The 25,928-nt window shown below is 71.6% G+C and carries 26 protein-coding genes; 8 read left to right on the top strand and 18 right to left on the bottom strand.

Annotated elements, in window-relative coordinates; all coding sequences use genetic code 11:
- The first annotated feature begins 114 nt into the window (after positions 1 to 114).
- Together AB0K00_RS16405 and AB0K00_RS16400 are read left to right on the top strand one after the other, a co-directional pair.
- Positions 115 to 1,245, top strand: a complete 1,131-nt coding sequence (locus AB0K00_RS16405) for an LLM class flavin-dependent oxidoreductase (RefSeq protein WP_363521326.1) — start codon at positions 115 to 117, stop codon at positions 1,243 to 1,245.
- On the top strand, positions 1,242 to 1,868 hold the full coding sequence (locus AB0K00_RS16400) for an FMN reductase (protein WP_363521323.1): 627 nt from the start codon (positions 1,242 to 1,244) through the stop codon (positions 1,866 to 1,868). The genes AB0K00_RS16405 and AB0K00_RS16400 overlap by 4 nt, the downstream gene beginning before the upstream one ends.
- Here AB0K00_RS16400 and AB0K00_RS16395 read toward each other — a convergent pair.
- Both AB0K00_RS16395 and AB0K00_RS16390 read right to left on the bottom strand, forming a co-directional pair.
- The gene (locus AB0K00_RS16395; protein ID WP_363521322.1) at positions 1,865 to 2,527 is read right to left on the bottom strand and encodes a response regulator transcription factor; all 663 of its coding nucleotides are present in this window, start codon (positions 2,525 to 2,527) and stop codon (positions 1,865 to 1,867) included. The two genes, AB0K00_RS16400 and AB0K00_RS16395, sit on opposite strands and share 4 nt — an antisense overlap.
- Positions 2,524 to 3,744 carry a histidine kinase gene (locus AB0K00_RS16390; protein ID WP_363521320.1) on the bottom strand — a complete coding sequence of 407 codons (1,221 nt, stop codon included), beginning with the start codon at positions 3,742 to 3,744 and terminating at the stop codon, positions 2,524 to 2,526. The genes AB0K00_RS16395 and AB0K00_RS16390 overlap by 4 nt, the downstream gene beginning before the upstream one ends.
- Before the next feature lie 114 nt (positions 3,745 to 3,858).
- On the opposite strand from AB0K00_RS16390, the gene AB0K00_RS16385 reads away from it, so the two are divergent.
- A complete protein-coding gene (locus AB0K00_RS16385; protein WP_363521317.1) occupies positions 3,859 to 4,902 on the top strand; it encodes a pectin acetylesterase-family hydrolase in 1,044 nt (347 codons plus the stop codon).
- Here AB0K00_RS16385 and AB0K00_RS16380 read toward each other — a convergent pair.
- From AB0K00_RS16380 to AB0K00_RS16365, 4 genes are read right to left on the bottom strand one after another with little or no spacing between them, the layout of a single operon-like run.
- A complete protein-coding gene (locus tag AB0K00_RS16380; protein WP_363521315.1) occupies positions 4,899 to 5,954 on the bottom strand; it encodes a hypothetical protein in 1,056 nt (351 codons plus the stop codon). The two genes, AB0K00_RS16385 and AB0K00_RS16380, sit on opposite strands and share 4 nt — an antisense overlap.
- Positions 5,955 to 5,980: 26 nt before the next feature.
- The gene (locus AB0K00_RS16375) at positions 5,981 to 6,871 is read right to left on the bottom strand and encodes a hypothetical protein (protein ID WP_363521313.1); all 891 of its coding nucleotides are present in this window, start codon (positions 6,869 to 6,871) and stop codon (positions 5,981 to 5,983) included.
- Between the two features lie 19 nt (positions 6,872 to 6,890).
- A complete protein-coding gene (locus tag AB0K00_RS16370; RefSeq protein WP_363521310.1) occupies positions 6,891 to 7,013 on the bottom strand; it encodes a hypothetical protein in 123 nt (40 codons plus the stop codon).
- Positions 7,010 to 8,107, bottom strand: a complete 1,098-nt coding sequence (locus AB0K00_RS16365) for an SPFH domain-containing protein (RefSeq protein ID WP_363521307.1) — start codon at positions 8,105 to 8,107, stop codon at positions 7,010 to 7,012. The genes AB0K00_RS16370 and AB0K00_RS16365 overlap by 4 nt, the downstream gene beginning before the upstream one ends.
- 78 nt (positions 8,108 to 8,185) lie before the next feature.
- Between AB0K00_RS16365 and AB0K00_RS16360 the strand changes: the two genes are divergently transcribed.
- Together AB0K00_RS16360 and AB0K00_RS16355 are read left to right on the top strand one after the other, a co-directional pair.
- Positions 8,186 to 8,860 (top strand): NUDIX domain-containing protein, encoded by a 675-nt coding sequence (locus tag AB0K00_RS16360; RefSeq protein ID WP_363521304.1) that lies wholly within the window; start codon positions 8,186 to 8,188, stop codon positions 8,858 to 8,860.
- Positions 8,861 to 9,097: 237 nt separating this feature from the next.
- Positions 9,098 to 10,495, top strand: coding sequence for an FG-GAP-like repeat-containing protein (locus tag AB0K00_RS16355; RefSeq protein ID WP_363521301.1), 1,398 nt, complete (start codon positions 9,098 to 9,100; stop codon positions 10,493 to 10,495).
- Positions 10,496 to 10,675: 180 nt separating this feature from the next.
- Here the strand turns inward: AB0K00_RS16355 and AB0K00_RS16350 are convergent, their stop codons facing one another.
- From AB0K00_RS16350 to AB0K00_RS16320, 7 genes are all read right to left on the bottom strand, one after another.
- Positions 10,676 to 11,716 (bottom strand): LacI family DNA-binding transcriptional regulator, encoded by a 1,041-nt coding sequence (locus tag AB0K00_RS16350; RefSeq protein ID WP_363521298.1) that lies wholly within the window; start codon positions 11,714 to 11,716, stop codon positions 10,676 to 10,678.
- Between the two features lie 115 nt (positions 11,717 to 11,831).
- A complete protein-coding gene (locus tag AB0K00_RS16345; RefSeq protein WP_363521296.1) occupies positions 11,832 to 13,142 on the bottom strand; it encodes a DUF1996 domain-containing protein in 1,311 nt (436 codons plus the stop codon).
- Positions 13,139 to 15,346: a discoidin domain-containing protein gene (locus AB0K00_RS16340; protein WP_363521293.1), complete on the bottom strand. Its 2,208-nt coding sequence runs from the start codon at positions 15,344 to 15,346 to the stop codon at positions 13,139 to 13,141. The genes AB0K00_RS16345 and AB0K00_RS16340 overlap by 4 nt, the downstream gene beginning before the upstream one ends.
- 247 nt (positions 15,347 to 15,593) lie before the next feature.
- Positions 15,594 to 16,160: a GNAT family N-acetyltransferase gene (locus AB0K00_RS16335; RefSeq protein ID WP_363521291.1), complete on the bottom strand. Its 567-nt coding sequence runs from the start codon at positions 16,158 to 16,160 to the stop codon at positions 15,594 to 15,596.
- Positions 16,157 to 17,026, bottom strand: coding sequence for a hypothetical protein (locus tag AB0K00_RS16330; RefSeq protein ID WP_363521288.1), 870 nt, complete (start codon positions 17,024 to 17,026; stop codon positions 16,157 to 16,159). Before AB0K00_RS16330 ends, AB0K00_RS16335 begins: the two co-directional genes overlap by 4 nt.
- Positions 17,023 to 17,523, bottom strand: coding sequence for a SigE family RNA polymerase sigma factor (locus AB0K00_RS16325; protein WP_363521286.1), 501 nt, complete (start codon positions 17,521 to 17,523; stop codon positions 17,023 to 17,025). The genes AB0K00_RS16330 and AB0K00_RS16325 overlap by 4 nt, the downstream gene beginning before the upstream one ends.
- 47 nt (positions 17,524 to 17,570) lie before the next feature.
- Positions 17,571 to 17,948: a MerR family transcriptional regulator gene (locus tag AB0K00_RS16320; protein WP_363521284.1), complete on the bottom strand. Its 378-nt coding sequence runs from the start codon at positions 17,946 to 17,948 to the stop codon at positions 17,571 to 17,573.
- A 51-nt stretch (positions 17,949 to 17,999) separates the two neighbouring features.
- Here AB0K00_RS16320 and AB0K00_RS16315 point away from each other — a divergent pair, with 51 nt between their 5' ends.
- Entirely contained in the window at positions 18,000 to 19,316 is a 1,317-nt protein-coding gene (locus AB0K00_RS16315) for an MFS transporter (protein ID WP_363521282.1), read from the top strand.
- A gap of 618 nt (positions 19,317 to 19,934) precedes the next feature.
- Here the strand turns inward: AB0K00_RS16315 and gndA are convergent.
- Genes gndA through AB0K00_RS16290 form a run of 5 tightly spaced genes read right to left on the bottom strand, consistent with a single transcriptional unit; the run spans position 19,935 to position 23,691 of the window.
- Complete coding sequence (gene gndA / locus AB0K00_RS16310) at positions 19,935 to 21,371, bottom strand: NADP-dependent phosphogluconate dehydrogenase (protein WP_363521280.1); 1,437 nt, start codon at positions 21,369 to 21,371, stop codon at positions 19,935 to 19,937.
- Positions 21,372 to 21,427: 56 nt separating this feature from the next.
- Complete coding sequence (locus tag AB0K00_RS16305; RefSeq protein WP_363521277.1) at positions 21,428 to 21,676, bottom strand: hypothetical protein; 249 nt, start codon at positions 21,674 to 21,676, stop codon at positions 21,428 to 21,430.
- Positions 21,663 to 22,037, bottom strand: a complete 375-nt coding sequence (locus AB0K00_RS16300; RefSeq protein ID WP_363521274.1) for a hypothetical protein — start codon at positions 22,035 to 22,037, stop codon at positions 21,663 to 21,665. The genes AB0K00_RS16305 and AB0K00_RS16300 overlap by 14 nt, the downstream gene beginning before the upstream one ends.
- 2 nt (positions 22,038 to 22,039) lie before the next feature.
- Entirely contained in the window at positions 22,040 to 23,269 is a 1,230-nt protein-coding gene (locus AB0K00_RS16295) for a divalent metal cation transporter (protein WP_363521271.1), read from the bottom strand.
- A complete protein-coding gene (locus tag AB0K00_RS16290; protein ID WP_363521269.1) occupies positions 23,266 to 23,691 on the bottom strand; it encodes a hypothetical protein in 426 nt (141 codons plus the stop codon). The genes AB0K00_RS16295 and AB0K00_RS16290 overlap by 4 nt, the downstream gene beginning before the upstream one ends.
- 98 nt (positions 23,692 to 23,789) lie before the next feature.
- Here AB0K00_RS16290 and AB0K00_RS16285 point away from each other — a divergent pair, with 98 nt between their 5' ends.
- Together AB0K00_RS16285 and AB0K00_RS16280 are read left to right on the top strand one after the other, a co-directional pair.
- Positions 23,790 to 24,731 (top strand): sulfotransferase, encoded by a 942-nt coding sequence (locus tag AB0K00_RS16285; RefSeq protein WP_363521266.1) that lies wholly within the window; start codon positions 23,790 to 23,792, stop codon positions 24,729 to 24,731.
- Between the two features lie 55 nt (positions 24,732 to 24,786).
- Positions 24,787 to 25,917, top strand: a complete 1,131-nt coding sequence (locus AB0K00_RS16280; protein WP_363521263.1) for an LCP family protein — start codon at positions 24,787 to 24,789, stop codon at positions 25,915 to 25,917.
- Positions 25,918 to 25,928: the final 11 nt, after the last annotated feature.

Genomic DNA, 25,928 nt, shown 5'->3' with positions numbered 1-25,928 from the left:
GGTGTGCGTTACAGCCGCCCCGCTCCCGCCATGCGATAGTTCACCGGCGGAATGTTTGACTCGGCAGCTATGTTCTACTGCCCGTCAGACCCAGGAGAGCTTGGAGCGTGCGAGATGCAGTTCGGAGTGTTCACCGTCGGTGACGTCACCCAGGACCCGACCACCGGCCGGGTGCCGACGGAGGCTGAGCGGGTCAAGGCGATGGTGACGATCGCGCTCAAGGCCGAGGAGGTCGGCCTGGACGTGTTCGCGCTCGGCGAGCACCACAACCCGCCGTTCGTGCCGTCGTCGCCGACCACGATGCTCGGCTGGATCGCGGCGAGGACCAGCCGGCTGCAGCTGTCGACCGCGACCACGCTGATCACGACCAACGACCCGGTGAAGATCGCCGAGGACTACTCGATGCTGCAGCACCTGGCCGACGGCCGGGTGGACCTCGTGATGGGCCGTGGCAACACCGGGCCGGTGTACCCGTGGTTCGGCCAGGACATCCGCAACGGCATCGCCCTCGCGGTGGAGAACTACGCGCTGCTGCGCCGGTTGTGGCGCGAGGACGTGGTGGACTGGGAGGGCAACTTCCGCACCCCGCTGCAGGGCTTCACGGCGACCCCGCGCCCGCTCGACGGCGTCCCGCCGTTCGTGTGGCACGGCTCGATCCGCAGCCCCGAGATCGCCGAGCAGGCCGCCTACTACGGCGACGGCTTCCTGGCGAATCACATCTTCTGGCCCAAGGAGCACACCGCTCGCATGGTCGGGCTGTACCGGCAGCGCTTCGAGCACTACGGGCACGGCTCCGCCGACCAGGCGATCGTGGGGCTCGGCGGGCAGGTGTTCATGCGCAAGAACTCGCAGGACGCCAAGCGGGAGTTCCGGCCGTACTTCGACAACGCCCCCGTCTACGGGCACGGCCCGTCGATGGAGGACTTCACCGCGCAGACCCCGCTGACCGTGGGCAGCCCGCAGGAGGTCATCGACCGGACGCTGTCGTTCCGGGAGTACGTCGGTGACTACCAGCGGCAGCTGTTCCTGCTCGACCACGCGGGCCTGCCGCTGAAGACGGTCCTGGAGCAGCTCGACATCCTCGGCGAGGAGGTCGTGCCGGTGCTGCGCAAGGAGTTCGCGGTCGGCCGCCCCGCGCACGTGCCGGACGCACCCACGCACGCCTCGCTGAAGGCGGCGCAGGAGAGCAAGGCGGCGCAGCAGAACACGGCCGCGCAGGAGAACACGGAGAAGGTGGGCGCATGAAGCATCTCGTGGTGATCGCCGCCGGGCTCAGCCAGCCGTCGTCGACCCGGCTCCTCGCGGACCGGCTCGCGGCGGCGGCCGCCAGCTCACTGGACGCGGGCGCCGACGTGCGGGTGGTGGAGCTGCGCGACCACGCGCACGAGATCACCGACCACCTGCTGACCGGCTTCCCCGCGCCGGCGCTCAAGGACGTCCTGGACGCGGTCGCGGCCGCCGACGGGCTGATCGCCGTGTCGCCGATCTTCAACGCCTCCTACAGCGGCCTGTTCAAGTCGTTCTTCGACGTGCTCGGCGACGACGTGCTCACCGACAAGCCGGTGCTGCTCGGCGCGACCGGTGGCACCGCCCGGCACTCCCTGGCCCTCGAGCACGCGCTGCGGCCGATGTTCACGTACCTGCACGCGGTGGTGGCGCCGACGTCGGTGTTCGCCGCCACGGAGGACTGGGCCGCCGGCGGCGACGCGACCCTGCACCGGCGCATCGACCGCGCCGGCCGGGAGCTCGCCGACCTCGTCGGCCGGCGGGCGGCGCCGGTGGTCGCGGACCCGTTCGCGCTGACGACCACGTTCGACGCAATGCTGTCCGGGCAGGGCCGTGCGGTGACGAACGACCTGCGGCTCTAGCTGCCGGGGCGGACCAGGCCGCACTCGTAGGAGAAGATCACGGCCTGCACCCGGTCCCGCAGGCCGAGCTTGGTCAGGATGCGGCTGACGTGGCCCTTCACGGTCCCCTCGGTGAGGAAGAGCCGGCCGGCGATCTCCGCGTTGGACAGGCCCCGGGCGATGAGTTCGAGGACCTCGCGTTCCCGCTCGGTGAGGACGCGCAGCTCGGCCTCGGTCCGGGGCAGCGGGTCGCCGGCGGTGCCGATGTGCCGTTCGATCAGCCGCCGGGTGACCGGCGGCGCGACGATCGCCTCGCCCCGGGCCACCACCCGGATCGCGGAGAGCAGGTCGGCGGCGAGGGTGTCCTTGAGCAGGAACCCGCTGGCGCCGGCCCGCAGCGCGGAGTACACGTACTCGTCCAGGTCGAACGTGGTGAGGACCAGGATGCGCGGCCCGTCCGGCAGCAGCGCGCGGATGCGGCGGGTGGCCTCGAGGCCGTCGACCCCGGGCATCCGGATGTCCATCAGGACGACGTCGGGTGCGGTGTCCGCGGCCAGGGCGGTGGCGGTGGCGCCGTCGCCGGCCTCCCCGACGACGGCCATGTCCTCGGCGTTCTCCAGGATCATCCGCAAGCCGGCGCGCAGCAGCGCCTGATCGTCGGCCAGCAGCACCCGGATCATGCGGTCCCCGCCGGGTCCAGGGGGATGCGGGCCCGCACCAGGTAGCCGCCGTCCGGCCCGGGGCCCGCGGTGACCTCGCCGCCCAGCAGCGCCGCGCGTTCCCGCATGCCCCGCAGGCCGTTGCCGGTGCCGCCGGCGGTGGGGGTACGGGTGCCGTCGTCGCCGGCGTCCAGCCGCAGCTCGGCACTGCCGTAGGCGACCACCACCGTGGCGCGGGCTCCGGGGCCGGCGTGCTTCATGGTGTTGGTCAGCGCCTCCTGCACGATCCGGTACGCCGACACGTCCACGCCGGTCGGCAACGGCCGTGGCGATCCGGAGACGTGCAGGTCGACCGGGGTCCCCGCCTGCCGGACCTGCTCGACCAGGACCGGCAGCTGCGCCAGGCCCGGCGTGGGCCGGGCGGGCCCGTCGGACAGCACCCGCCGCATCTCCGCCAGGGAGCCGCGGCCGGTCGCCACGATGGTGTCCAGGGCGGCGAGGGTGTCGGCGGGCCGCTTCGCGAACGCCGCCGCGCCGCCCTGCGCCTGCATCACGATGACCGCCAGGGCGTGCGCCACCACGTCGTGCACCTCCCGGGTGATCCTGGCCCGCTCGGCGGCCACCGCAAGGGCGGCCCGCTGGTCGCGGTCGCGTTCCAGCTCGCCGAGGTAGGCGCGGCGGCTGTGCATGCCCCACCCGACCGCCCACGCGACGACCAGCAGGGGGCCGAGGACCGGGAGCCCGCCCCAGTCCGTCGGCCCGAACGTCGTGGGCTCCCCGACCGGCGGCGGCAGGTCCTCCGGGTCGCGGCGCGGCGCGGCGTCCATGGCCGACCGGTCCAGCCAGCCGTCGGGGCGGCCGTCGAGGGCCACGTACGCCATCCAGGCCGTCACCGCGACCAGGGCGGCGCCGAGCAGCGTGAGCGACACCGCGCGCCGCCGCCGCACGGCAAGGGTGTACATCGCGATCGGCACGGCCAGGTCCGCGGGCGCCGGGGTCTCGGCGAGGGCCATCTGCGCCACGGCGGCGAGCGACGCCGCGGCGAGCGCCGGGACCGGCCACCGGCGGCGCACCGCCACGGCGGCGACGCAGATCCCGATCAGGATCCAGCGGGCCGCCGGCGGGCCGCCCATGACGCCGGTCGTGGCGCCGTTGCCCACCAGCGAGCCGATCAGCAGCAGGGCGGCGAGGCCGGCGTCCTGCAGGCTCGGCCGGCGCAGCACCGCGGGAATGCTCATACCGGCCTCACCTTAGGGCGCGTGGCACCGCCGGAGAACCCGTCGGAAGTCATGGTCCGGGACATGACCTCGGGCAGGTGCGCGGCCGTTGCCGCGCCGCGCAGCCTGGGACGTATGACGAAGCTCAGAGCCGTGCTGCTGGCCGCATTGGCGTGCGCGCTGCTCACCGGCGGCATCGCCCTGCTGGGCCGCACGGAGAAAGGGCTGGAGTGGGCCCGGGTCGTGCCGGCCGGCGACTGCCAGTGCGCCGACGGCAGCGAGTTCGCGTTCTGGGAGCGCCGGGCCGACCCGGCCAGGGTCGTGCTCTTCCTCAACGGTGGCGGCGTCTGCTGGGACGCGAAGACCTGCGCCTTCACCGGCGAGCACGGCGAGAGCGACTTCTACGACTGGAGCTCCCGGGGCGTGGAACCGGAGAACCGCAGCGGGATGTTCGACGTCACCCGCGGCGACAACCCCTTCGCCAACTTCTCCTACCTCTATGTCAGCTCCTGCACCGGCGACGCGCACCTGGGTGACGTCGCTCAGGCGTACACCCCGGAGCTGACGGTCCAACATCGCGGCTACGTGAACGGCACGGCCGCGCTGGCCTACCTCGCCGCGCACTATCCCGGCGCCACCGAGGTCGTGGTCGTCGGCAAGACCGCCGGGTCGGTCGCCGCGCCCATCTACGGCGGGCTCGTCGCCGACCTGCTGCCGAAGGCGAGGGTGACGGTGTTCGGCGCCCAGTCCGGCGCCTGGCCGGACCACCCCGGCTTCAACGCCGACGTCCTCGACGCGCGGTGGGGCGCTTACAAGGCCGTGCCCGCCTGGGCGGTCGACGGCCTGACCGCGCGCGACTGGGGCGTCCCCCGGTTCTGGATCCAGGCCGGTCGGCACAATCCGGAGCTGGTGCTGGGCCGGTTCGACTTCGCCTACGACCCGCACGCCGCGTCGGAGCTGGCCCCGTGGGCGAGCGGCAGCACCCTCGACGTGATCACCGCCAACGAGACGGCGATCGAGGCGGCCGGGGTGCGGCTGCACAGCTACACCGCACCCGGCGACGATCACGGGCTCTTCGAGTTCGACAAGTTCTACACGATCAAGGTCCGAAGTGTACGGCTGGTCACGTGGCTCGACGCACTCGTCGGCGACGCGCCACCCGTTGACGTCGGACCCTAACGGCCGGTGCGGCGGGACGTGGTGCGGCGGCGGGTGGCGGCGGACTTGGCCTTGCGCTTGGCCTTGCGCCGCGGGACGACCGCCTGCCAGCGCCGCTGGCGCAGAATCTTCTCGTAGCGTTCGACGAGCCGCTCCCGCTGCTTCTTCGTGCAGCCGAGCTGCTCGGGTTCGAGGCGGGCGATCCGGTCGGCGATGACGGCGGCCGCCGCGTAGCGGTCCCATGTCGGCTTCTGCCGCGCGAGGCGCCGGGCGTGCGCGGCGAGGACGTAGCGGGCCGGCGGGTAGTCGGCCAGGCGCATCCCCAGCGCCGAGCCGTCGGCCATGGCCCGCAGCAGCGCCCCGGCGTGGTCGACGAGTTCGTCGTCGGCGTCCTCGGCGATGATCGCGGCGTGCAGGTGCGCGGCGGTCGCGACGGCGCCGGCGGTGACCGCGTCGAGGTCGTCGCCGGCGCAGGCGTGCCGCAGCAGCCAGTCGCGCACCTCGGGCAGGACCGCGACGGTGCACAGCGCCTCGATCGCGTGCACCCGGCCCCAGCCGGTGGTCCGCGCGGCGAGCCACAGCAGCGCCTCGATGCCGGCGTCGCCGCGGTGCCGCAGCGACTCGACGGCGAGGGCGCCGAACTCGGCGGACAGCAGCCCGATCGTGCGGATGAGCTCGATGTCCTTGTCCGACGTGGTCGCCTCGGTGCCGAGCAGCGCCAGCCCGACGGCGACCTCGCGCCGGTCGACGCCGTGCCGCACCAGCCACCGGCCGGTCCGCCGGACCCGCTTGCGGCCCGCCCGCAGCGCCGCGGCGGCGACGTGCTCGTTGTCGTGGACCGGCACGTACACCGCGTCGAACGCGCCGACGAGCGCCCTGGGCGCGGCGGCCGGCTCGGCGAAGTGCTTGTCGAGGATCGCGGCGACGTCCGCGCCGACCCGCCGGGCGTCGGGCCCGATGGGTGTGCGCGGGCGCTGATCGTCGGGATACGGCTCGCCACCGGCGGGCAGCGGGTCGTCCTTGCCCTGGCGGTGCAGCAGCACCGCGTGGTCGTGCAGCCGTTCACGGATCATGGCCAGAGATGGTGTCACACCGCAGGTCACATGACGAGACGCAGTTTTCTGGCGGCGACGCCGATCGTGACGCGCTGCCCCCAGGACAGCTCGAGGCGGTCGGCTTCCAGGCCGTCGGCGAACACGACGAGGCCCTCACCCTCGCTCGCCAGCTCCAGGGTCTCGGTGCCGTCGAGGCGGCCGCTGGTCAGCGTGACACCTGTCGCCGGCGACGGCCACGCCTCCCGCACGAACCAGGTCAGCGCCGGCTCACCGGGCGCGGGGCTGGCGGGCGCGTCGGCGCGCTGCCGGGCGATCGAGGAGCACCAGCCGGTCGCGCCCGTCCCGGTGCCGGCGACGACCCCCGAGGACGAGTGCCGCTCCCGTGCACCGTCCGATGTGGACAGTGTGTAGCGGGCCGACTGGTGCGTCACGTGCCCGAAGTAGATCTCGTTGAGGCCGAGCAGCTCCTGGCCGTCGTCGAGGGCGGCGGACACCATCGTGCGATCCTGCACCGGCAGGCCGGGCAGGTCCCGCAACAGGCGCCGCAGTGCCGTGGGCGCATGGCGTACGAGCACGCCCGGGTTGCGCTCCGGTGCCGGGTTGACGCCGATCACCGGCTGCCCGTCGAGGTACTTGGCGACGTTCGCCACCAGGCCGTCCTGCCCGACGGCGACGACGACGTCCTCCGGCGCGAACAGGAACCGCGACAGGTCGGCCCGGTCGAGGTGGCCGCGGCGCCAGTCGGCGGGCACGGCCGCCCCGGCGGCGGTGAGCGCGGCCTGCTGGGCGGCGTGCCGGGCCGCGACCTCGTCGAGGTCGCGGCCCCGCTGGCGCAGGAAATACGCGGCGGCGGCGCGGGTGCCGTGCCGGCCGAGCAGCTCGTCGAGCTCGCTGCGCCGCGACACCAGCACCACCCTGGGCGCGAGAGTGCTCACGACGGCCCTGCCCACGTGCTCATGCGATGCGCTCCTTCGGGTCGGCGGCGGGCAGGTGCAGGCGGCGACGCCTGGTGCGCACGATCCGGTGGACCGCGGACCAGCGGCGGGCCATGACGGTCCGCCGCGACGCCGCGCTCACGACCGCCCGCCGAGCCGGTTGACCAGGCCGGTCAGCACGTCCGGGGTGACCGTCAGCTGGCCGATCTCGGGCAGGTTGCCGGCGAGCTCGCGCAGCGCCAGGGCCTGCAGGACACCGGGCGGCAGGTCCCGGTACGCCGCCAGGCGCGCGGTCTCCGCCTCGGCCTCGGCGAGCCCGACGGCGCGGACCCCCGCGGCGCGGGCCTCGGTGCGGACCCGGTCCGCGTCGGCCTCGGCCGCCGCGGTGAGGCGGGCCCGCTCCGCGTCGGCGAGCGCGGTGACCTTGGACCGTTCCGCGGCGGCGGTCGCCGCGACCTGCTCGCGCTCGGCGACGGCCTGCGCCGCGACGAGCGCCGCGGCGGCGTCGACCTCGGCCTTGCGGCGGGCGTTGGCGCCGTGCTGCTCGACCAGCTGCTGCTCCCGCCGGGCCAGCTCGATCTTGCTCTGCAGCTCGTTCTCGGCGATGGTGCGCTCCTGCTCGACGGCGCGGGCGCGGCGCGCGTACGTGGCCCGGTCCGCCTCCTGCTGCACCGCCTCCCGGGTCGGGGTCTGCAGGGCCCGCTCCAGGTCCGGCTCGGGGCGGATCGCGACGACGCGGGCGCTGACGACGTCGACGCCGGTGTCAGTGAGGCGCGGGTCGCCGCCGAGTGCCTCGGCGACCGCCTCCCGCACCGGGGCGATCCCCGAGGTCAGCGCGTCGGTGAGGGTCAGCCGCGCGAGGAGGTCCAGGGCGGGCTGCTGGGCGAGCTCCGCGAGGAGCGTGGCGACCTGGTCCAGGGGCTGGCCGCGCCACGATCCGGCCTCGGGATCGACGGAGAAGTCGAGGCGGGACGCGGCGACGTCGGGGGCACTGATCCGGTAGGTGACCGTCGCCTGCACCGTGACGTCGGCGAAGTCGGCCGTCCGCGCGTGGAACAGCAGCGGCAGCTCGCGGTCGTCGACGGGCACCTCGGACAGCACGGCGGTCAGCGGCCGGTAGTAGAACGACTGGCCGATGCCCTCGTGCCGCACCTTGCCCTTGACGTGGTGGCGCACCCAGGAGGTCGGCGCGCCGCGCAGGTGGCGCAGGAAGAAACGGGTGGTCACGTCGGCCATGATGGCCCTCCCCTGTAAGTTATCGTCGTACTGACGATATAAGTCGTCACCGTTTCTCGTCAATGTGGTGATAAATACATGACATTCGCCGTGACCGTCGACCTGGTGATGCTGACGATCCGCGACGGCGCCCTGTGCGCCCTGCTCATCCGCCGGGCGATCCCGCCGTTCCAGGGCGGCAGCGCGCTGCCCGGCGGCTTCGTGCTGCCGGACGAGGACCTCGACGACGCCGCCGAACGCGAACTGGTGGAGGAGACGGGGCTGCGCGGCGCAGGGCACCTGGAGCAGCTCGGCAGCTACGGCACGCCGGGCCGGGACCCGCGCGCACGGGTCGTCACGGTCGCCTACCTCGCGCTGGTGCCGGACGCCCCGTCACCACGCGCCGGCAGCGACGCCGCGGCGGCGGACTGGGTCCCGGTCGCCGCGCTGCCACCGCTGGCGTTCGACCACGGCCGCATCCTCGCCGACGGCATCGAACGGGCCCGGGCCAAACTGGAGTACACCCCGCTCGCGGCGGCGTTCTGCCCGCCGGAGTTCACGATCGCCGACCTGCGCGGCGTCTACGAGGCGGTCTGGGCCACCCGCCTCGACCCCCGAAACTTCCACCGCAAGGTGACCTCCACCGACGGCTTCGTCGAGCCGACCGGCCGCGCCACCACCGGCGACCGCGGCCGCCCCGCCCAGCTGTTCACCCGCGGCACGGCCACGGTGCTGTTCCCACCCCTGCTCCGCAAGGGCCAGGACCTCTCCTGACCAAGCACCTCCGGACACGCACTCAAGCCGATGTCCGCGCATTCAATCTTGCGGGCGCCGGCTTTGGTCCCAACCGCCCCCTTGTCGCCCGCGAGGCGATGCCATGCCATGCCGTTATCGCGGTTTGCCGCTGCTGTCCGTCAGGTAGGCACGGGGGACGGCACTGGCGGCGACGGCCGCACTTGCGAGTGTGGACGGCTCTTCCTTCCAAACGTTTCGCGCTCAGAAGGAAGCCACATGACAACGACAAGATTTCAGTCCACGAAGCGCGGGAAAACAGGTCTACGCTTCTCGCTACTGACGGCAATGCTGACCGGAGGCGCCGTCGCGGTCAACGCCCCACCGGCGCTCGCAGACACCACACTGTGCAGTGGCGTGAGCTACAGCACTTGCACCACCGCTGGTTACACCGATCATGGCTTCGGTCCGAACTATGGCTCCAGCTACTGGGGAGCCGTCGTCGGCCACAACTGCACAAATTACGTTGCCTACGTTCTCCAGACGGTCAACGGCGCTTCCCCGCCGGGCTACCAGTTGGGCAACGGCTCGGACTGGGACAACACTGCCAGCGCGCACGGCGTGCTCGTCAACGGTGCGTCCAGCCGCGGCGCCGTCGCTCAATGGGACGTCGGCCCGACCCGTCCGTCAGGGCACGTGGCATACGTCGAGTCTGTCAACGCCGACGGGTCCGTCACGGTCTCGCAAGATGTCTGGTCGGCCGGTCCATTCAGCTGGAAGACCATCACGCCCGGCAGTGCTGACTGGCCGAACCATTTTATCCATTTCAAGGACTTGCCGAGCGGCGGTAACCCCGCCGACATCTACGCCGTCAACCGGCAGGACATCGGAAGCAGCAGCACGGCCGTCCACATCGTGAACGGCGGCAACTGGGGCCAGTACCTCATGAACACCGGCTCGGCCTTGATTCAAACCAACGCCCTTTGGGACTTCGCCGTCGGCGACCTCAACCACGATGGCCGTGACGATGTCTGGAGCTTCAACCGCAATCCGGGCGGCAGCAACACGGTCGTGCACGTGCTCAACGGTCTCAATCCCATGCAATACCTCCAGGCGGGCAGCATTGTTCTGCCGGGGGTAGGTCAAGATTGGAGTTTCGCACTCGGGGATTTCAACGGCGACGGGACGGCAGACGTCTACGCCATCAATCGGGCGCCGGGCACGAGTCACACCGAAGTGCGCGTCATCAACGGCGCCAACTGGGGCCAGTACCTTCAGGTCGGCAACATCGTGCTGCCGGCGACCGACTCCAACTGGGCATTTGGCGTCGGGAAGTATGACGGCGACAGCCTGCCGGACATTTACGCCATCAACCGGCAAGACGTCGGCAGCAACAGCACGGCTGTCCATGTCATCAACGGTGCCAACTGGGGCTTGTACCTTGCCAACAGTGGGTCAGCCCTGATTCAGACCAATACGCTTTGGGACTTCACTCTCGGCGATCTTAACGGTGACGGCCGCTCGGACGTCTGGGCCATCAACCGAAATCCGGGTGGCGGCAACACCGTCGTTCACGTCCTGAACGGAACCAACTTCAACCAATATCTGCAGGCGGGAAACATTGTCTTGCCAGGTACCGACGCAAACTGGACCTTCCGAGTCGGCACCTTCAACTAGTCCGCCGGGCGGCAATGTTCTGTACTGACGCGAGGGTACTTGCCCTCGAAGTCGCTGGCAGCTGACCCGATTCCGGACAACGGACACCCGGCGAGGAGCACACACTGTTCGAGCACGTCCTGAACTCGACGGTCACGCAGGGCTCACTGCGGAGCATGTCGATGGAGATGCGGAGAACGGTCAGGCGGAGGCGCGCAGAATCAGTTCCGGGTTGAAGATGACGGAGCGCGGGGAGCGGCCGGGTTCGCGGATGCGGGTCAGCAGCAGCTGGGCCATCTCCCCCGCCATCTCCTCGACCGGCTGGCGGACGGTGCTCAGCGGCGGGTGGCACTCCAGGGCGGCGGTGCTGTCGTCGAAGCCGATGACGGCGACGTCGCCGGGGACGCTGCGGCCGGACTCCTGGATGACGCGCAGGGCGCCGTCGGCCATGAGGTCGTTGGCGACGAAGACGCCGTCGACCTCGGGGTGCTCGGCGAGCAGGGCGCGGGCCGCGCGCTCGCCGCCGCCGCGGGTGAAGTCGCCCTCGACGTAGGGGGCGTGGGTCTGGCCGTGGGCGGCGACGGCCGCGCGGAAGCCGGCCAAGCGGTCCTGGGCGGCCGGCATGTCCAGGGGGCCGGTGATGGTGGCGATGCAGCGGCGACCCAGGGACGCCAGGCGGTCGACGGCCATGCGGACGCCGGCGCGCTGGTCGACGTCGACGTAGCTGGTGTGCACAGGCTGGCCGGGGCGGCAGGACAGGACGCACGGCACGCCGAGGTCGACCAGCTGGCCGGGTAACGGGTCGTCGACGTGGCTCGAGATGAGCAGGGCGCCGTCGACGTGGCCTTGCCGCAGGTATCGCATGACGTGCTCACGGGCGGGCGGGTCGGCGAGGAAGATGACCAGGTGGATGCCGAGCGGGCGGAGGACCTCCTGCGCGCCCGCGGTGACCCGGCCCAGGTAGGGGTCGGTGAACGTGCGGGTGAGGAACGGGGTCTCGTAGCCGCGGTTCTCCGGCTCGGACACGACCAGGGCGATCGAGTCGGTGCGCCGGGTGACCAGTGACCGGGCGGCGAGGTTGGGCACGTAGCCCGTCGCGGCGATCGCGCGCTCGACGGTGCGCCGCAGTTCGGGGTCGACGGTCTGCACGCCGTTGATCACCCTGGAGACCGTGGCGCGGGACACCCCGGCGTAGTTGGCGACCTGTTCCAGGGTGGGTGGTCGCGTGTCGCTGCCCGTCATGGTTCTCACGGTAGATCGTGCCCCCGCGCGGTGAGAAAAGGGAGCCGTGGATGGACGGCAACTGAGGCACGTCCATCCACGGCCGGTTCCTAGGTGGAAACAGTGGATACGGTGGTTACGCTTGCCCGTTGGCGCCGCACTTGACCTTCAGGCGGATGCAGAAGTTGACCCGGCGGTCCATCTCGGCCTGCGGCCAGGCGTTGAAGAAGTCGCCGTGCATGGTGAACCCGGCACCCGAGCTGAGCCGGATGCGCGACGGGTCACCGTTCACCGGGTACCGCAGGACCTGCCGCAGCTTCGGCACCGCTACCGGGTGCGTGGCGGGGCAGGCGCCGTTGACCGGGTAGGCCATGTGGCTCTTGTGGTCGGCCGAGTCCAGGTCACGCCCGTTCCAGCACTGCGGGAAGTCCAGGTAGGACTCCAGCATCGAGTCGGCCGGGCAGTTGATGAAGTCCTTCCCCGCGCCGGACTCGTTGTGGTGCAGGCAGGACCAGCGGGAGATGGTCGTGGCGTCGGGTGCGGTCGCCTTGGCGTTGCCGGCGACGATCCGCAGCCCGAAGGGCAGCGACTGGGTGTTCTCGCGAACGGCGTCGTTGACCCCTTCACCGAGGTAGTAGAACGTGGTGATCACCGGCTCCTTCGCCACGCCGTCCTGGTACAGGGTGGGCACCCAGTACGAGGACTTGTCGACGGCCGGGTTGCAGTTGCTCGGGCCGTTGGCGAGGTCGTTGACCGTCGTGTTGCCGTTGGTGACGGTGCTACCGAAGAAGCTGTGCATGTGCGACGCGCCGGGCAGGCCGGGGAAGACGATCGGGTCGTCCGGCAGCCGGTGCGAGAACGGGCAGTCGGCGAGGAACTCCGCGACCCGGACCGCGCCCGGCGGGATGGTCGGGTTGCCGGTCGGGCCACCGGTCGGCGTGGAGCCACCGGTCCCGAACACCTGGAACTCCCAGAGCGAGACACCGTACTGCGTGGCCCGGCGGGTGGTGTTCAGCTTCACGTACCGGCCGGAACCGGCCACGTTGAGCGTCTGCACCCCACCGGTGCCGTTGACGGTGGTGTTGATCGTCGTCCACGAGGTGCCGTTGGCCGACGTCTGAATGGTGAAGTCGCGGGCGTACGCGGCCTCCCAGTTCAGCACCACCCTGGTGATCGTGGCCGGTGCGCCCAGGTCGACCTGCAGCCACTGCGGGTCACTGAACGTGCTCGACCACCGCGTGCCGGCGTTGCCGTCAACCGCGTTCGCGGCGGCGGATCCGCCGTTCTCCGCCGAGGACGCCGTGACCGGCTTCCCCTGCGAGATCGGAAGTTCGGCCGCGTCCGCGGACCCGAGGGCCCGCGTCGCGACGTACGTGCCAATCAGCGCCGTGAGCGCCAACCCGATCAGGCTCTTCCTGACCAGGCCTCTCCCCAGGACCGTACTCATTTGTAAACCCTCACGTAGTCGACGTACATCCGGGACGGGAACGGTGTGGTCGCGTCGATCGGGCCGGGGAAGTCTCCACCGACCGCAAGGTTGAGGATCAGGTAGAACTGGTGGTCGTAGACCCACGGACCGCGGGTCGTCTCGACGGTGTCCTTGTTGGCGACCAGGATGATCTGGTTGTCGACGCGGAACGTCATGTGCTTGCTGTCCCACTCGGTCGAGTAGGTGTGGTAGTCCAGCGACAGGTCGACCGTGGTGATCTTCTGGCCGTAGCCGCCACCGCCGTTGTAGGCCGGCGCGTGCAGCGTCGAGTAGATCTCACTGGTGTTCTTGCCGAGGATCTCCATGATGTCGATCTCGCCGTTGTACGGCCAGGGCCGGCCCTGCAGGAAGTCGGTGCCCATCATCCAGAAGGCGGGCCAGAGGCCGTTGCCCTTCGGGACCTTGATCCGGGCCTCGACGCGGCCGTACTGGGTGGAGAACTTGTTGCTGGTGTTGATCCGGCCGGAGGTGTAGTCCCGGCCGCCGAGGGTCTGCTTGCGGGCCTCGATGACCAGCGAGCCGCCCTGGATGGAGGTGTTCTCCAGGTTGGTGTAGTACTGGATCTCACCGTTCTGGCCGGTGCCGGGGTCGACCGTCCACTTGGACGTGTCGACGTTGGTGCCGGTGTTGAACTCGTCCGCCCACACCAGGTTGGTGGCCGGGAACACCGGGTCGGCCGGGAACGCCGGCGGCTGCACCGGGGCGCCACCCGTGCCGTACACCTTGAACTCCCACAGCGAGTAGCCGTAGCCGTTGGAGCGGGCGGTGCCGTACATCCGGACGTAACGGCCGGTGCCGTTGACCGTCAGGGTCTCCCTGAAGCCCTTACCGGTCGTGGTGGTGTAGATCGGCGTCCAGTTGGTCGCGTCCGCCGACGTCTGGATCTGGTAGGCCACGGCGTAGGCCGGGTCCCACTGCAGCACGACCTGCTTGATCTGCGCCGTGGCGCCGAGGTCGACGTAGATCCAGCCCGGGTCGACCCAGCCGCCCACCGGGTTCGTCGCCCAGCGGCTGGCGGGATCGTTGTCGAACGCCTTGTCCGGCGTGCACGGGTTGCAGTTGGTGTCGTTCTGCGAGGTCGACGCGAACGCCGGCTTCTTGTACGACAGCAGCACGTTGGTGCCGGGCGGGGTGCTGGTGCTGCCGCTGGGGCTGCTGCTCGGGCTGCTCGGGCTGTTGCTCGGGCTGCTCGGCACGTCGTTGGTGGTCGACGGCACGCCCTGCACGCGGACCTGGAACTCCCACAGCGAGTAGCCCCACTGGGTGGCCCGGGCGGTGCCGTTCATCCGCACGTACCGGCCGGTGCCGGTGACCGTGAGCGTCTGCACGCCGCCGGTCGAGCCGGTGGCGGTGTGGATCGTCGTCCACGTGGTGCCGTTGGTGGAGACCTGGATCGTGTAGGCCGTCGCGTACGCGGCCTCCCAGTTCAGCGTCACGCCACAGATGACCTGCGTGGAGCCGAGGTCGACCTGGACCCACTGCGGGTCACTGGCGGCGCTGGACCAGCGGGTGCCGTTGTTGCCGTCGAAGGCGGACGACGCGGGGGTGCCGGCGTTCTCCGTCGAGGAGGCGCTGTAGGTCTTGCCCAGCGCGGCATTGGCGGTGCCACACGTGCCGGGCGGGGTGGAGCCACCGAAGACCTGGAACTCCCACAGCGACACGCCGTACTGCGTGGCGCGGGCGGTGGTGTTGACCCGCACGTAACGGCCGGAGCCCGAGACGGGCAGGCTCTGGTTGCCGCCGGTGCCGGTGGTCGTGGTGTAGACGTTGGTCCAGGTGGTCCCGTTGGCGGAGGTCTGGATCTGGTACGCGGTCGCGTACGCGGCTTCCCAGTTCAGGGCGACCCGGGTGATGGCCTGCGTGGAGCCGAGGTCGACCTGGATCCACTGCGGGTCGCTGTACGCGCTGGACCAGCGGGTCCCGGCGTTGCCGTCGGTGGCGCTGGCGGCGGGGGTGCCGGCGTTCTCGATCGAGGACGCGGTGGTGGGCTTACCCTGCGACAGCAGGGTCTCCGCGGCGTCGGCGCGGGTCACGACCAGGACGATGTAGGTACACAGCATCGCGGCCACCGCGGTGACGATGGCGCCGGTGCGCACCGCGCGCCGGCTGGCCGTAAATCGGGTGAGACGTCGATGGCCGGGGGCGGGTGCCGACCAATCCATAAAGAGCTCCATTCGTGTCGCTCGGGTGACCAGTGTGTTGCGAGGCGATGAGAGAGCGCTCTCTCATCCGGTCACTGTGAACCCTTGCTCGAATCGTGTCAATGCCTCGGGCCGAATGGGAGAGCGCTCTCCAAACATCGACTACCAGCAGCTCACGGCCGATTGACGCTGCGTCGCACAGTGACAAAGCCTGATGCGACGGGTTGCGGGAGCGCTCTCCCCAGGTCAGCGCGCGGGTACCGCAGTGTTACGGGCGACGCATGATCCAGACCGGCAGGTCGGCATCGACGGTGAGCCGTTCCAGGACGTCGAAGCCGACGCTGCGGTACACCTCGACGTTGCCGGGATTCGAGGTCTCCAGCAACGCCGGCAGCCCGTCCTCCTCGGCCCGCCGCAGCCCAGGGGCCATCGCGGCGCGGGCGAGCCGCCGGCCGCGGTGCTCCGGGTGGCACGCGAGCACCCCCAGGTACCAGCGCGGATACGTCGGCATCACGGCGGCGACGGCGTGCTCGTACACCGCGAACCGCCCGGTCGGCGGGTGGCTCGACGGCGGCGCGTCCGGCCCGTCCCACATGGCGACGGCCGCTCCCCCGTCGGCGACCCAGACAGTGCCGCGCCCGACCCGGGCGTCGAACAGCCCGGCGGCGATCACCTCCGCGTCGCTGAGGTAGGTCTCGTCGTCGGGGCAGAAGAACCGGAACGCGGGGTCGGCGGCGAACGCGGCAACGACGGTGGCGACCGCCGCGGCACGGTGCGCGGGGGTCGCCACCTCGATGACCGGCTCGGTGACTGGCTCAATGATGGGTGTGGTCACGCCCAGGTCATACCACGGACGATCTCGTCGAACTCGGATTTTTCGATCGGTCCGCCGGACACCTCCAGCGTGAAGCGCACGCCTTCGTCGGCAGACCACCAGGCGGCCGCGAGGCTGCCGCCCCGGTCGTACATGTCGACCCGGTGACCATCCACGACCAGGGTGTGATCGGACGGTGACAGCCGGCCGTCGGACTCCGACTGCCAGCGGACCGGCACGATCCGCAGGTCCGGGCCGCCGGCCCGGGTGAAGCCGAGCGCCAGGACGGCGGCGCCGGAGCCGAGCCACACCGGCGGCTGCTCGCTCCAGCCCCCGGCCGCGAGGTCCGGCAGGTCCGCGTCGACGAAGACGAACGGCTGGCCGGCCGGGCTCCGGGCGTCCTGCAGGAGCCGGGTGCCGACCGCCTGCGGCAGCTCGAACGTCCGCGCGGCCACCTGCGTGTCGTCGGCGCAGCCGGTGTACGTGCCGTCGAGGAACATCGTGACCCGGTCGTCGGAGACCACCAGGTCGTCGCGGACGGGGTCCCGCTCGATGCACTTGCCGAGCAGCGGCGCCGCGTACACGGTGATCCTCGTGCCGGTCCGGTCGATCCGCGCGGCCAGCCACGGCACGCCCGGCGCCGCCGGCGGGACCACGGACGGGACCGCGGACGCGGCCGGCTCCGGGCGCACGACCGCCGGATCCGGTCGCGCGACGGCGAACCCGGCGAGGACCGCCAGAACGGCGAGCGTGGCGGCCCCCCAGCCGGCGGCGCGACGCCGGCCGATCCGGCGGCGGATCGCGGCGTGCGGCGCCGGCAGCAGCGGCGGCGGTACCGTGGCGACCGCGCGCTCGATGAGGTCGATGACCTGTTCCTCGTCGCTCATCGGCCGACTCCTTCGCTCAGCAGTGCCCGCAGCTGCGGATCGTCACGCAGCGCCGCAAGGGCCCGCGACGTGTGCGACTTGACGGTGCCGACCTTCAGCCCGAGGGCCCGCGCGGTGTCGGCCTCGGTGAAGTCGCCGTGGAAACGCAGCATCAGCACCGCCCGCTGCTGCCGCGGCAGCCGGGCGAGGGCGCCGGCGAGCAGGTGGCGCAGCTCGACCCCCTCGAGCTCACCCCCGCCCGCCGGCTGTTCCGGCAGGTGCTCCGTCGGCAGTTCCCCCCGCCAGCGCCGCCGCCACCAGCTCAGGTACGTGCTCGCCAGCATCGCGCGCAGGTACGCGTCGGGCGCGCCGTCCCTGATCCGCGGCCAGCGGCCGTATGCACGGGCCAGCACCGTCTGGACCAGGTCCTCGGCACGGTGCCAGTCGTGCGTGAGCAGCCACGCGGACCGCAGCAGCCGCGGCCACGCGACGCTGACGTACGCCTCGAAGTCCTCCACCGGTCACCTCCACGCCCGCTCAACAACGCGGGCCGGGCGAATGGTTGTCAGCCCCGCTGTGGTTGCCGGGCGGCTTCCACCTGGCGCAGGTACGCGGCGATGGCGTCGCGGTTGCGGGCCAGGCAGGCGATCCGCGCGTCCATCTTGTCGCGCTCCGCCTCCAGCAGCCCGACGAGTTCGTCGCTGGCGTCGGAGACGGTGATCGTGCACGGGTTGTCGGTGCACGGCAGCACCTCCCGGATCACCCTGGTCGGCAGCCCCGCGTCCAGCAGCCCGCGGATCTGCTCCACCCGGTCGACGAGCCGGTCGGCATAGTCGCGGTACCCGTTCGCCAGCCGCACCGGCGTGAGCAATCCCTGCTCCTCGTAGTAACGCAGCAGGCGGGTCGGGGTACCCGTTCGGCGGGACAACTCACCTATGCGCATGCTCACTCCCCCTTGACGTTCACACCAGTGTGAACCTCCGAGGATCCGGGCATGCCACTGCTCCTGCTGTCCCTCGCCCAGTTCCTGCTGGCCCTGGACTACTCGATCGTCTACGTGGCCCTGCCCGGCATGGCCAGGGACCTGCACCTAAACCTGCCGGCCGCACAGTGGGTGGTGAGCGCGTACGCGGTGCCCTTCGCCGGTTTCCTGCTCGTCGGCGGCCGCCTCGCCGACCGGGTCGGCGCGGGCCGGCTGTTCGTCGCCGCGACCGTCGCGTTCGGCGTGGCCAGCGTCGGCGGCGGCCTCGCGTCGTCCGGCGGGGTGCTGCTCGCCGCCCGGTTCGCCCAGGGCCTCGCCGCCGCGCTGCTGCAGCCCGCGATCCTGGGGCTGCTCGGCACCATGTTTCCGGCCCGCTCCCGCGCCCTGTCCGTCTGGGGTGCCGTCGGCGCGTCCGGCCTCGCCGCGGGCGTCGTCCTCGGCGGCGTCCTCACCGACGTCTCGTGGCGCTGGACGTTCTTCGTCAACGTGCCCGTGACGCTGCTGTGCGCCGCCGGCGGCCTCAGCTGGCTCCGGTCCACGGCGGCCGGCGGCGACCGCGTCCCGCTGCCAGGCGCGCTGCTCGGCACCGGCGCGGCCCTCGGCGCGGTGCTCGGCCTCACCCTCGCCGGCACCACCGGCTGGACCGCCCCGGTCACCGTCGCGACGCTGGTCGCCGCCGTGCTGCTGGCCGCCGGGTTCGTCGCGCACGAGCGCCGGGGCCGCACCCCGCTCGTGGAGCCGTCCCTGCGCCAGATCCGGAGCCTGCGGGTCGGCGTGGCGGCGACGGCCCTGTACATGGCCAGCGTCGGCTCCGAGTTCTACGTGGTGACCCTGCTGCTGCAGACCGAGCGCGGCTACCCGCCGCTGCGGGCCGGCCTGGCGTTCCTGCCGCTCGCCGCGCTGGTGACCCTGGGCAGCGCCGTCACCGGCCGGGCGGTGCGCCGCTTCGGCACCCCCGCGGTCCTGTCGGCCGGCTTCACCCTCGCGGCCCTCGGACTGGGCTGGCTGGCGGTGGCCGGCGGCGCCTCCTACGCCGGCGGCCTGCTGCCGGGCCTGCTCGTCAGCGGCTTCGCGCACGGCATGATCTACACCGCGATGTTCCTGCTCGGCGGCCGCGACGTCCCCGCCGCCCACCAGTCCTCCGCGGGTGCGGTGCTGACGACGTCGCAGTACCTGTCCGGCGCGGTCACGGTCGCGCTGCTGACCCTGGTCCTCGGCGGCGGAGGCTCGTTCGGTGCGGCGTTCGCGCTGACCGGAGTGGCCGCCCTCGCCGGTGCCGTGCTGGCGGCCCGCGAGGCCGTCGCCGTGCCGGTGTCCCGCTTCTCGTGATCGCCGATTCGCTTGTTGTCTTGCGTTGCGGTTCGCGTGGGGGTACGCCGCCTGGACTGATTCCTGGTGCAGTCCGCGTAGGTCGGTGGCTCCGCACAGCCTCCGGCCGCGCGTATGGGTGGCGTGGTTGCGGTCCGTGCCGTGTCGAGGTGATCCCAAGCCAGGTCCGCGCTCACATGGTCCAGCGCCGTCGAGGTCATCATTCGGTGGTGCCACACCGTCGCCAGTTTCAAAAACCGAACAACCCGAACGATCCGAGGGGTCAGAGCCCCGCAGATCCTTCGGGTTGTTCGACCAATGATCGATGGTTTTCGTTTTTGACCAACGACGGTGTTGTAGCACCGAATGATGCGCTCGACGGCGCTGGACCATGTGCGTGCGGACCTGGCTTGGCATCACCGCAACTACGGCACGGACGGTGACCGCGCTACCCATACGCGCGGCCGAAGGCTGTGCGGAACCACCGACCTACGCGGACCTGCACCAGGAACCACTCCAGGCGGCGTACCCCCACGCGAACCTCAACCGCAAGACGACCAAAGGATCTTGGGGGGTGGACAGAAAAAGACCGCCACGCCGAAGGAGAAGGCGTGGCGGCCGTCGAAACGGAGAAAAGGATCAGGCGCCGTATTCCTTCTTGTCCCCGGCCCACTGCGTGTGGAACGACCCCTCGCGGTCGGTACGCCGGTACGTGTGCGCCCCGAAATTGTCCCGCAGCCCCTGGATCAGCGCCGCCGGCAGGCGCTCGGCGCGCAGCCCGTCGAAGTACGCCAGGGACGACGAGAACGCCGGCGTCGGGATGCCCGCCTGGGCCGCCGCCACGACCACGCGACGCCAGGACGGGACACCCGAGTTGACGGCGTCCGCGAAGTACGGCGCGACCATCAGGCTCTTCAGCGACGGGTTCTCGTCGTAGGCCTCACGGATGCGGTTGAGGAACCGGGCGCGGATGATGCAGCCGCCGCGCCAGATGGTGGAGACGGCGCCGCGGTCGATGTTCCAGCCGTACTCCTCGCTGCCGGCCTCGATGTGGTCGAAGCCCTGGGCGTACGCGACGATCTTCGAGGCGTACAGGGCGAGCCGCACGTCCTCGATGAACTGGTCACGGTCGGAGACCGTCAGGCCGCCGGACGTGGTCGGGAACGCGGCACGGGCCGCGGCGCGCTGGTCGGCGTGGCCGGACAGGGAGCGGGCGAAGGTCGCCTCGGCGATGCCGGTGATCGGCACGCCCAGGTCGAGGGCGCTCTGCACGGTCCAGCGGCCGGTGCCCTTCTGTTCGGCCTGGTCCAGGACGATGTCGACGAACGCCTTGCCGGTGTCGGCATCGACGTGGCCGAGGACGTCGGCGGTGATCTCGATGAGGAAGGACTCGAGGTCGCCGGTGTTCCAGGTGCGGAAGATGTCGGCGATCTCCGCCGGGGTGGCGCCGATGCCGGCGCGGAGCAGGTCGTACGCCTCGGCGATGAGCTGCATGTCGGCGTACTCGATGCCGTTGTGGACCATCTTCACGAAGTGGCCGGCGCCGTCGGGGCCGATGTGCACGCAGCAGGGGGTGCCGTCGACCACGGCGGCGATCTTCTCGAACATGGGGCCGAGGGTCTGGTAGGACTCCGGGGAGCCGCCGGGCATGATCGACGGGCCGAGCAGGGCGCCCTCCTCGCCGCCGGAGACACCGGTGCCGACGAAGTGCAGGTCATGGGAGCGCAGCGACTGCTCGCGGCGGCGGGTGTCGGCGAAGTGGGCGTTGCCCGCGTCGACGATCATGTCGCCGGGCTCCAGCAGCGGGACCAGCTCGTCGATGACGGCGTCGGTGGGGCCGCCGGCCTTCACCATGATGATGACGGCCCGGGGGCGGGCCAGGGACGCGACGAAGTCGGCCATCGACTCGCTCGGCACGAAGGTGCCCTCGTGCCCGAACTCGTCCACGAGGCGGCGGGTCCGCTCGTAGGAGCGGTTGTGCACGGCGACCGCGTAACCGTTGCGGGCCAGGTTACGGGCCAGGTTACGTCCCATCACCGCGAGACCGGTCACGCCGATCTGAGCAAGGTCGGACATCTGAACCTCTCCAGTCAAAGACGATCTCGCGCCGACCGGCGATCACTACCCCGTGATCACGGTTCGAAGCGCGCGTCGGACCAGGCTACCCGCCTACTGTCGCGCCTCAGCACGGCACGGGCGGCGGTTTCCAGGATCCAGGGGTCGCGGACCGTGTCGCGCTCGTACCCGAGCAGCCGCCCCCACGCGCCGCGCACGACGATCAGCGCGACGACCTCGGTACCTTCGACCTCGAGGTCGGCGACCTTGCCGGTGAAGCCGTCCGGGAGGTGCACCCGGCGGCCGATGAGATCACTCGCCCGCATCGGAGGACCCCGGGATGCGTCCCACCACGTGGTCACGGAGCCACTCCTCCAGCAACGGCGTGGCGAGCAGCTCGCGGCGGACGGTGAGCTTGACCGCGCTGTCGTGGGAGGCGACGAGGTCCCACGGGATGCGCAGCGGGTCGGGGTTCTCGGCGGGGTGGAACCGGCCGGCCACGCCGCTGATCCAGCCGCCGAGCCGCCCGCCCAGCCGGCGCCCGAGCGCCTGCGGTCCCGACAACAGCGCGGCGACGTGCGGTACACCATCCACCACCGTCAACTCGACGTCGTCGACCTTCCCGATCGGCTCGTCCGCAAGGTCGACGATCTGGCGGTCGAGGAGCTCGAATCCGACGAGGATCATTCTCAGCCTCCCATTCCGGTCATGATCGTCAACGGGATCGCGGCGGCGGCGACGCCGAGGATGATCAGCAGGTAGAGCACGCCCAGGGTGTTGCCGAGCCTGCCGTTGACGTGTTCGCCCATGTACTGGCGGTCGTTGGCGACGACCAGGATCGGCAGGTAGGTCAGCGGCAGGACGATCGCGCTGAGCACCAGGGTGGTCTCGGTGAGCAGGACCGGGTCGATCGTGGTGGCCAGGGCCGCCGTGCCGAGCAGGACGCTGACCAGGACCACGACGTGGAAGCGGGCGGCGTCGCGGGGCTTGAGGCGTTTGCCCCAGGACCAGCCGAAGTATTGCGCGACGGTGTACCCGGCGGACAGGCCGGTCTCCAGGGCGGCGCCGAAGGTCGCGGCGAAGAAGCCGAGGATCGCCACGGCCAGGCCGAGCTTGCCGAGGGCCATGGCGACGGGCAGCGCCGTCTGTCCGAGGTCTTCCAGCTCGACGCCGAGGGGGTGGAAGACGACGGCGGCGGTCGCCATGAGCGCGAGGGACAGCAGGCCGCCGAGGGGGAAACCGATGAACACGTTGGCCCGGGACACGGTCAGGTCCTTGGCCGTCCAGCGTTCCTCGACGCCGCCGGAGGAGAAGAAGAACACCTCGTACGGGGTCATCGCGGCGGCGAACAGCGCGACGCCGGCGAAGGCGTAGGTGCCCCAGTTCTCCTCGCCGCCGGGGGCCGGGGTGCGGGCCTGGTCCCACAGCTGCGCCCAGTCGGTCGGCAGTTTCAGCAGCGCGACGACGAAGACGACCAGGGTGAGCCCGAGCAGGCCGAAGACCCGTTCCATGGTCTCGAACTTGACCCGCCACAGCACGACCCAGCACACGAACGCCGCGACCGGCACGATCAGCAGGTAGTGCACGCTGGTGGCGAGTTCCGCGGCGAGCGCGACCCCGCCGATCTCGGCGCCGAGGGTCAGGACCGTGACGAGGTAGGACCCGCCGAGGTTGAGCAGGCCGACGCGGGGGCCGAGCCGCTCCCGGACGAGGTCGAACACGGGCCGGCCGCTGACGGCGGCGACCCGGCCGGCCATCTCGGCGTAGACGCAGATGCCGAGCACCCCGACGAGCACGACCCAGGCGAGGGACATGCCGAAGCGGGAGCCGGCCTGGGAGTTGGCGACCATGTCGCCGATGTCGACGAACCCGCCGATGGCGGTGAGGATGCCCAGGGTGATGGCGAAGAACTTCTTCACGCGTACCGGTCCAGGAAGTTCGCCAGCCGTTCGGTGAGCGCCGGCAGCGCGTCGATGTCGGTGGGGTCGGCCGCGGCGTCGCCGAGGCGCTGCACGGCCTCGGTGAGCATCGGGTCGAGCTCGTCGCGCAGTTCGCGCATGTCGGCGTCGGGCGGGCTGAGCAGGGCCAGCTTCTGCACCGTGGTGGCGGTCCGCCGGACGCCGCCGTCGAGCAGCACGGTGACGTAGAGGGCGGTGGCGCGGCCGTCGCGCAGCGCGACCCCGGCGAGGTACGCGGTCTGCAGGGCGTCGTGCGCGGACTGGGCGGCCTCGACCGCGGTGGTGCGGAACTCGTGCCGGTCCGGCGGCTGGGTGGAGGCGTAGGCGCCGTAGCCGAGGGCTGCGAGCAGGGCCACGGCGACGATGACCACGGCGCGTCGCATGCCCGCCGGGATACCCCACGGCCGTTGTCGATCAAACACACTGGCAAAACGGACCAACCCGGTCGTAACCCGCCATGCCGGCGGGGCGTTGAGCGAAGGTGCACACCGACTCGCCGCCGACCACCCGCGTGCTGTACCTCGCAGGGTGGGGGCGCAGCGGCAGCACCCTCGCCGAGGGCATGCTCGACCAGGTGCCGGGCCTCGTCGGGGTCGGCGAGATCAAGTTCCTGTGGGAGCGCGGGCTGCTGCAGAACCGGCGGTGCAGCTGCGGCACGCCGCTGCGCTCGTGCGAGTTCTGGGTCGAGGTGCTGCGTGAGGCGTTCGGGCGCATCCCGGACGACGACGAGCTGCGCGAGCTCGACGAGGCGTCCCGCCGGTTCCGCACCAGGCACCTGCCGGGGCTGCTGGTGGGCTCGTCCCGGCCGGCCGCGGCCGAGCTGCGCTGGTATTACGACGCGCTGGCGGTGCTGTACCGGGCGGTGGCGAAGGTCAGCGGCGCAGACGTCGTCGTGGACTCCTCGAAGTTCCCGTCCTACCTGACGGCGCTGCTGCAGGCGCCCGGGCTGGACGTGCGGGTCGCGCACATCGTGCGGGATCCGCGGGCCGTCGCGTACTCGTGGCAGCGGCACAAGGAGGACCCGGACGCCCCGAACGGCGAGCAGATGCCCCGCATGCATCCGGCCTGCACGGCGCTGTACTGGTCGGCGTGGAACCTCGCCACCGAGCGGATCACGCGCCGGGCGGGGCTGCCCTACCTGCGGTTCCGCTACGAGGACCTGATCGCCGAGCCGGACGCGACGCTGCGCGCGGTGACGGAGCTCAGCGGCGTGCCGGCCGCGGCGGTGCGGGTCGGCGACCGGGGTGAGCTGTTCGTCCGCGGCACCCATCAGGTGTCCGGCAACCCGGTCCGGTTCCGCTCCGGCGCGGTCCGGCTGCGCCTGGACGACGAGTGGACGACGGGGATGGCACCCCGCCACCGGCGGCTGACCGGTGCTGTGACGGTCCCGCTGCGCCACCGGTACGGCTACCGCGACTCCTAAGCTGCGCCCCCGCGCCGCCGATCAGGACGGTGGAGACCGGTGACAGGGAGGTGGCGTGGTGTGGCGCGGGCTGCTGGTCACCGTCGTCACCGCGGCGGTGCTCGCCGGCGGCGGCACCGTCGCCTGGCGGCACTACGAGGGCACCGTCGACCAGATGGACCTGCTCGGCGAGGCGGCCCGGGACAGCCCGCCACGGGAGATCACCATCGAGTCCGCGCCGCGGATGTCGCGCGGCCCCGTCGCGCGGCAGGCGGAGGACCCGGCCGCGGAGTCCCAGCCGGGGCGCAACATCCTGCTGGTCGGGATCGACGCGCGGCCCGGCGAGGACCAGGCCGGCGCCCGGGCCGACTCGATCATCGTCGTGCACGTGTCGGCGGGTGGGGACCGGGCGTGGCTGGTGTCCCTGCCGCGGGACACGAAGGTGGAGATCCCCGGGTACGGCACCGACAAGCTCAACGCCGCGTTCTCGGCCGGCTCGAAGGACGGCGGGCGGGCCGGCGGGTTCGCGCTGCTGGCCACGACCGTGCGGCGGCTGACCGGGCTGGTCTTCGACGCCGGTGCGATCATCGACTTCACCGGGCTGAAGCGGGTCGTGGACGCGGTCGGCGGGGTCGACCTGTGCGTGGACGTGGAGACCGTGTCCGTGCACATCGGGTGGGACGCGAAGGGCCGGCAGACCCCGCCGTTCCGGCTGATCCCGCCGACGTTCCGCCCGGAGCGCATCGCGGGTGTCCGGCCGCAGGTGTACCCGGTCGGCTGCCGGCACTTCGCGGGCTGGGAGGCCCTGGACTACGTGCGGCAGCGGGAGCTGCTGCCCGACGGCGACTACGGCCGGCAGCGCCACCAGCAGCAGCTGATCACCGCGCTCGGCGAACGGTTCACCTCGGCGGGGGTGCTGAGCAATCCCCTGGCGCTGAACCGGGCGCTGACCGCGGTCGGCGAGTCGCTCACGTTCGACGGCAACGGCCGGTCCGTCACCGACTGGTTGCTGCTGCTGCGGGGGCTGCGCCCGGACGCGGTGACGATGCTGCGCACCAACGGCGGGAAGTTCAACGCCGCCGTGCGCAACGGCACGGCCTTCGAGCAGTTGGACCCGACGACGTTCGCGCTGTTCGAGTCGGCCCGCGCGGATCGCCTGGACGCTTTCGCCGAGGAGCACCCGGACTGGGTCATCCAACCGTCCTGACTGCAACATTC

The organism is Dactylosporangium sp. NPDC049525, from assembly GCF_040676755.1.
Taxonomy (GTDB): Bacteria; Actinomycetota; Actinomycetes; order Mycobacteriales; family Micromonosporaceae; genus Dactylosporangium.
The sequence above is the reverse complement of the archived record's forward strand: the minus strand, read 5'-3'. Positions and strand labels throughout refer to the sequence as shown.

Coding starts and splice junctions, on each gene's coding strand:
- AB0K00_RS16405 (WP_363521326.1), top strand. CDS start 115: ATGCAGTTCGGAGTGTTCACCGTCGGTGACGTCACCCAGGACCCGACC.
- AB0K00_RS16400 (WP_363521323.1), top strand. CDS start 1,242: ATGAAGCATCTCGTGGTGATCGCCGCCGGGCTCAGCCAGCCGTCGTCG.
- AB0K00_RS16395 (WP_363521322.1), bottom strand. CDS start 2,527: ATGATCCGGGTGCTGCTGGCCGACGATCAGGCGCTGCTGCGCGCCGGC.
- AB0K00_RS16390 (WP_363521320.1), bottom strand. CDS start 3,744: ATGAGCATTCCCGCGGTGCTGCGCCGGCCGAGCCTGCAGGACGCCGGC.
- AB0K00_RS16385 (WP_363521317.1), top strand. CDS start 3,859: ATGACGAAGCTCAGAGCCGTGCTGCTGGCCGCATTGGCGTGCGCGCTG.
- AB0K00_RS16380 (WP_363521315.1), bottom strand. CDS start 5,954: ATGATCCGTGAACGGCTGCACGACCACGCGGTGCTGCTGCACCGCCAG.
- AB0K00_RS16365 (WP_363521307.1), bottom strand. CDS start 8,107: ATGGCCGACGTGACCACCCGTTTCTTCCTGCGCCACCTGCGCGGCGCG.
- AB0K00_RS16360 (WP_363521304.1), top strand. CDS start 8,186: ATGACATTCGCCGTGACCGTCGACCTGGTGATGCTGACGATCCGCGAC.
- AB0K00_RS16355 (WP_363521301.1), top strand. CDS start 9,098: ATGACAACGACAAGATTTCAGTCCACGAAGCGCGGGAAAACAGGTCTA.
- AB0K00_RS16350 (WP_363521298.1), bottom strand. CDS start 11,716: ATGACGGGCAGCGACACGCGACCACCCACCCTGGAACAGGTCGCCAAC.
- AB0K00_RS16345 (WP_363521296.1), bottom strand. CDS start 13,142: ATGAGTACGGTCCTGGGGAGAGGCCTGGTCAGGAAGAGCCTGATCGGG.
- AB0K00_RS16340 (WP_363521293.1), bottom strand. CDS start 15,346: ATGGATTGGTCGGCACCCGCCCCCGGCCATCGACGTCTCACCCGATTT.
- AB0K00_RS16330 (WP_363521288.1), bottom strand. CDS start 17,026: ATGAGCGACGAGGAACAGGTCATCGACCTCATCGAGCGCGCGGTCGCC.
- AB0K00_RS16320 (WP_363521284.1), bottom strand. CDS start 17,948: ATGCGCATAGGTGAGTTGTCCCGCCGAACGGGTACCCCGACCCGCCTG.
- AB0K00_RS16315 (WP_363521282.1), top strand. CDS start 18,000: ATGCCACTGCTCCTGCTGTCCCTCGCCCAGTTCCTGCTGGCCCTGGAC.
- gndA (WP_363521280.1), bottom strand. CDS start 21,371: ATGTCCGACCTTGCTCAGATCGGCGTGACCGGTCTCGCGGTGATGGGA.
- AB0K00_RS16305 (WP_363521277.1), bottom strand. CDS start 21,676: ATGCGGGCGAGTGATCTCATCGGCCGCCGGGTGCACCTCCCGGACGGC.
- AB0K00_RS16300 (WP_363521274.1), bottom strand. CDS start 22,037: ATGATCCTCGTCGGATTCGAGCTCCTCGACCGCCAGATCGTCGACCTT.
- AB0K00_RS16290 (WP_363521269.1), bottom strand. CDS start 23,691: ATGCGACGCGCCGTGGTCATCGTCGCCGTGGCCCTGCTCGCAGCCCTC.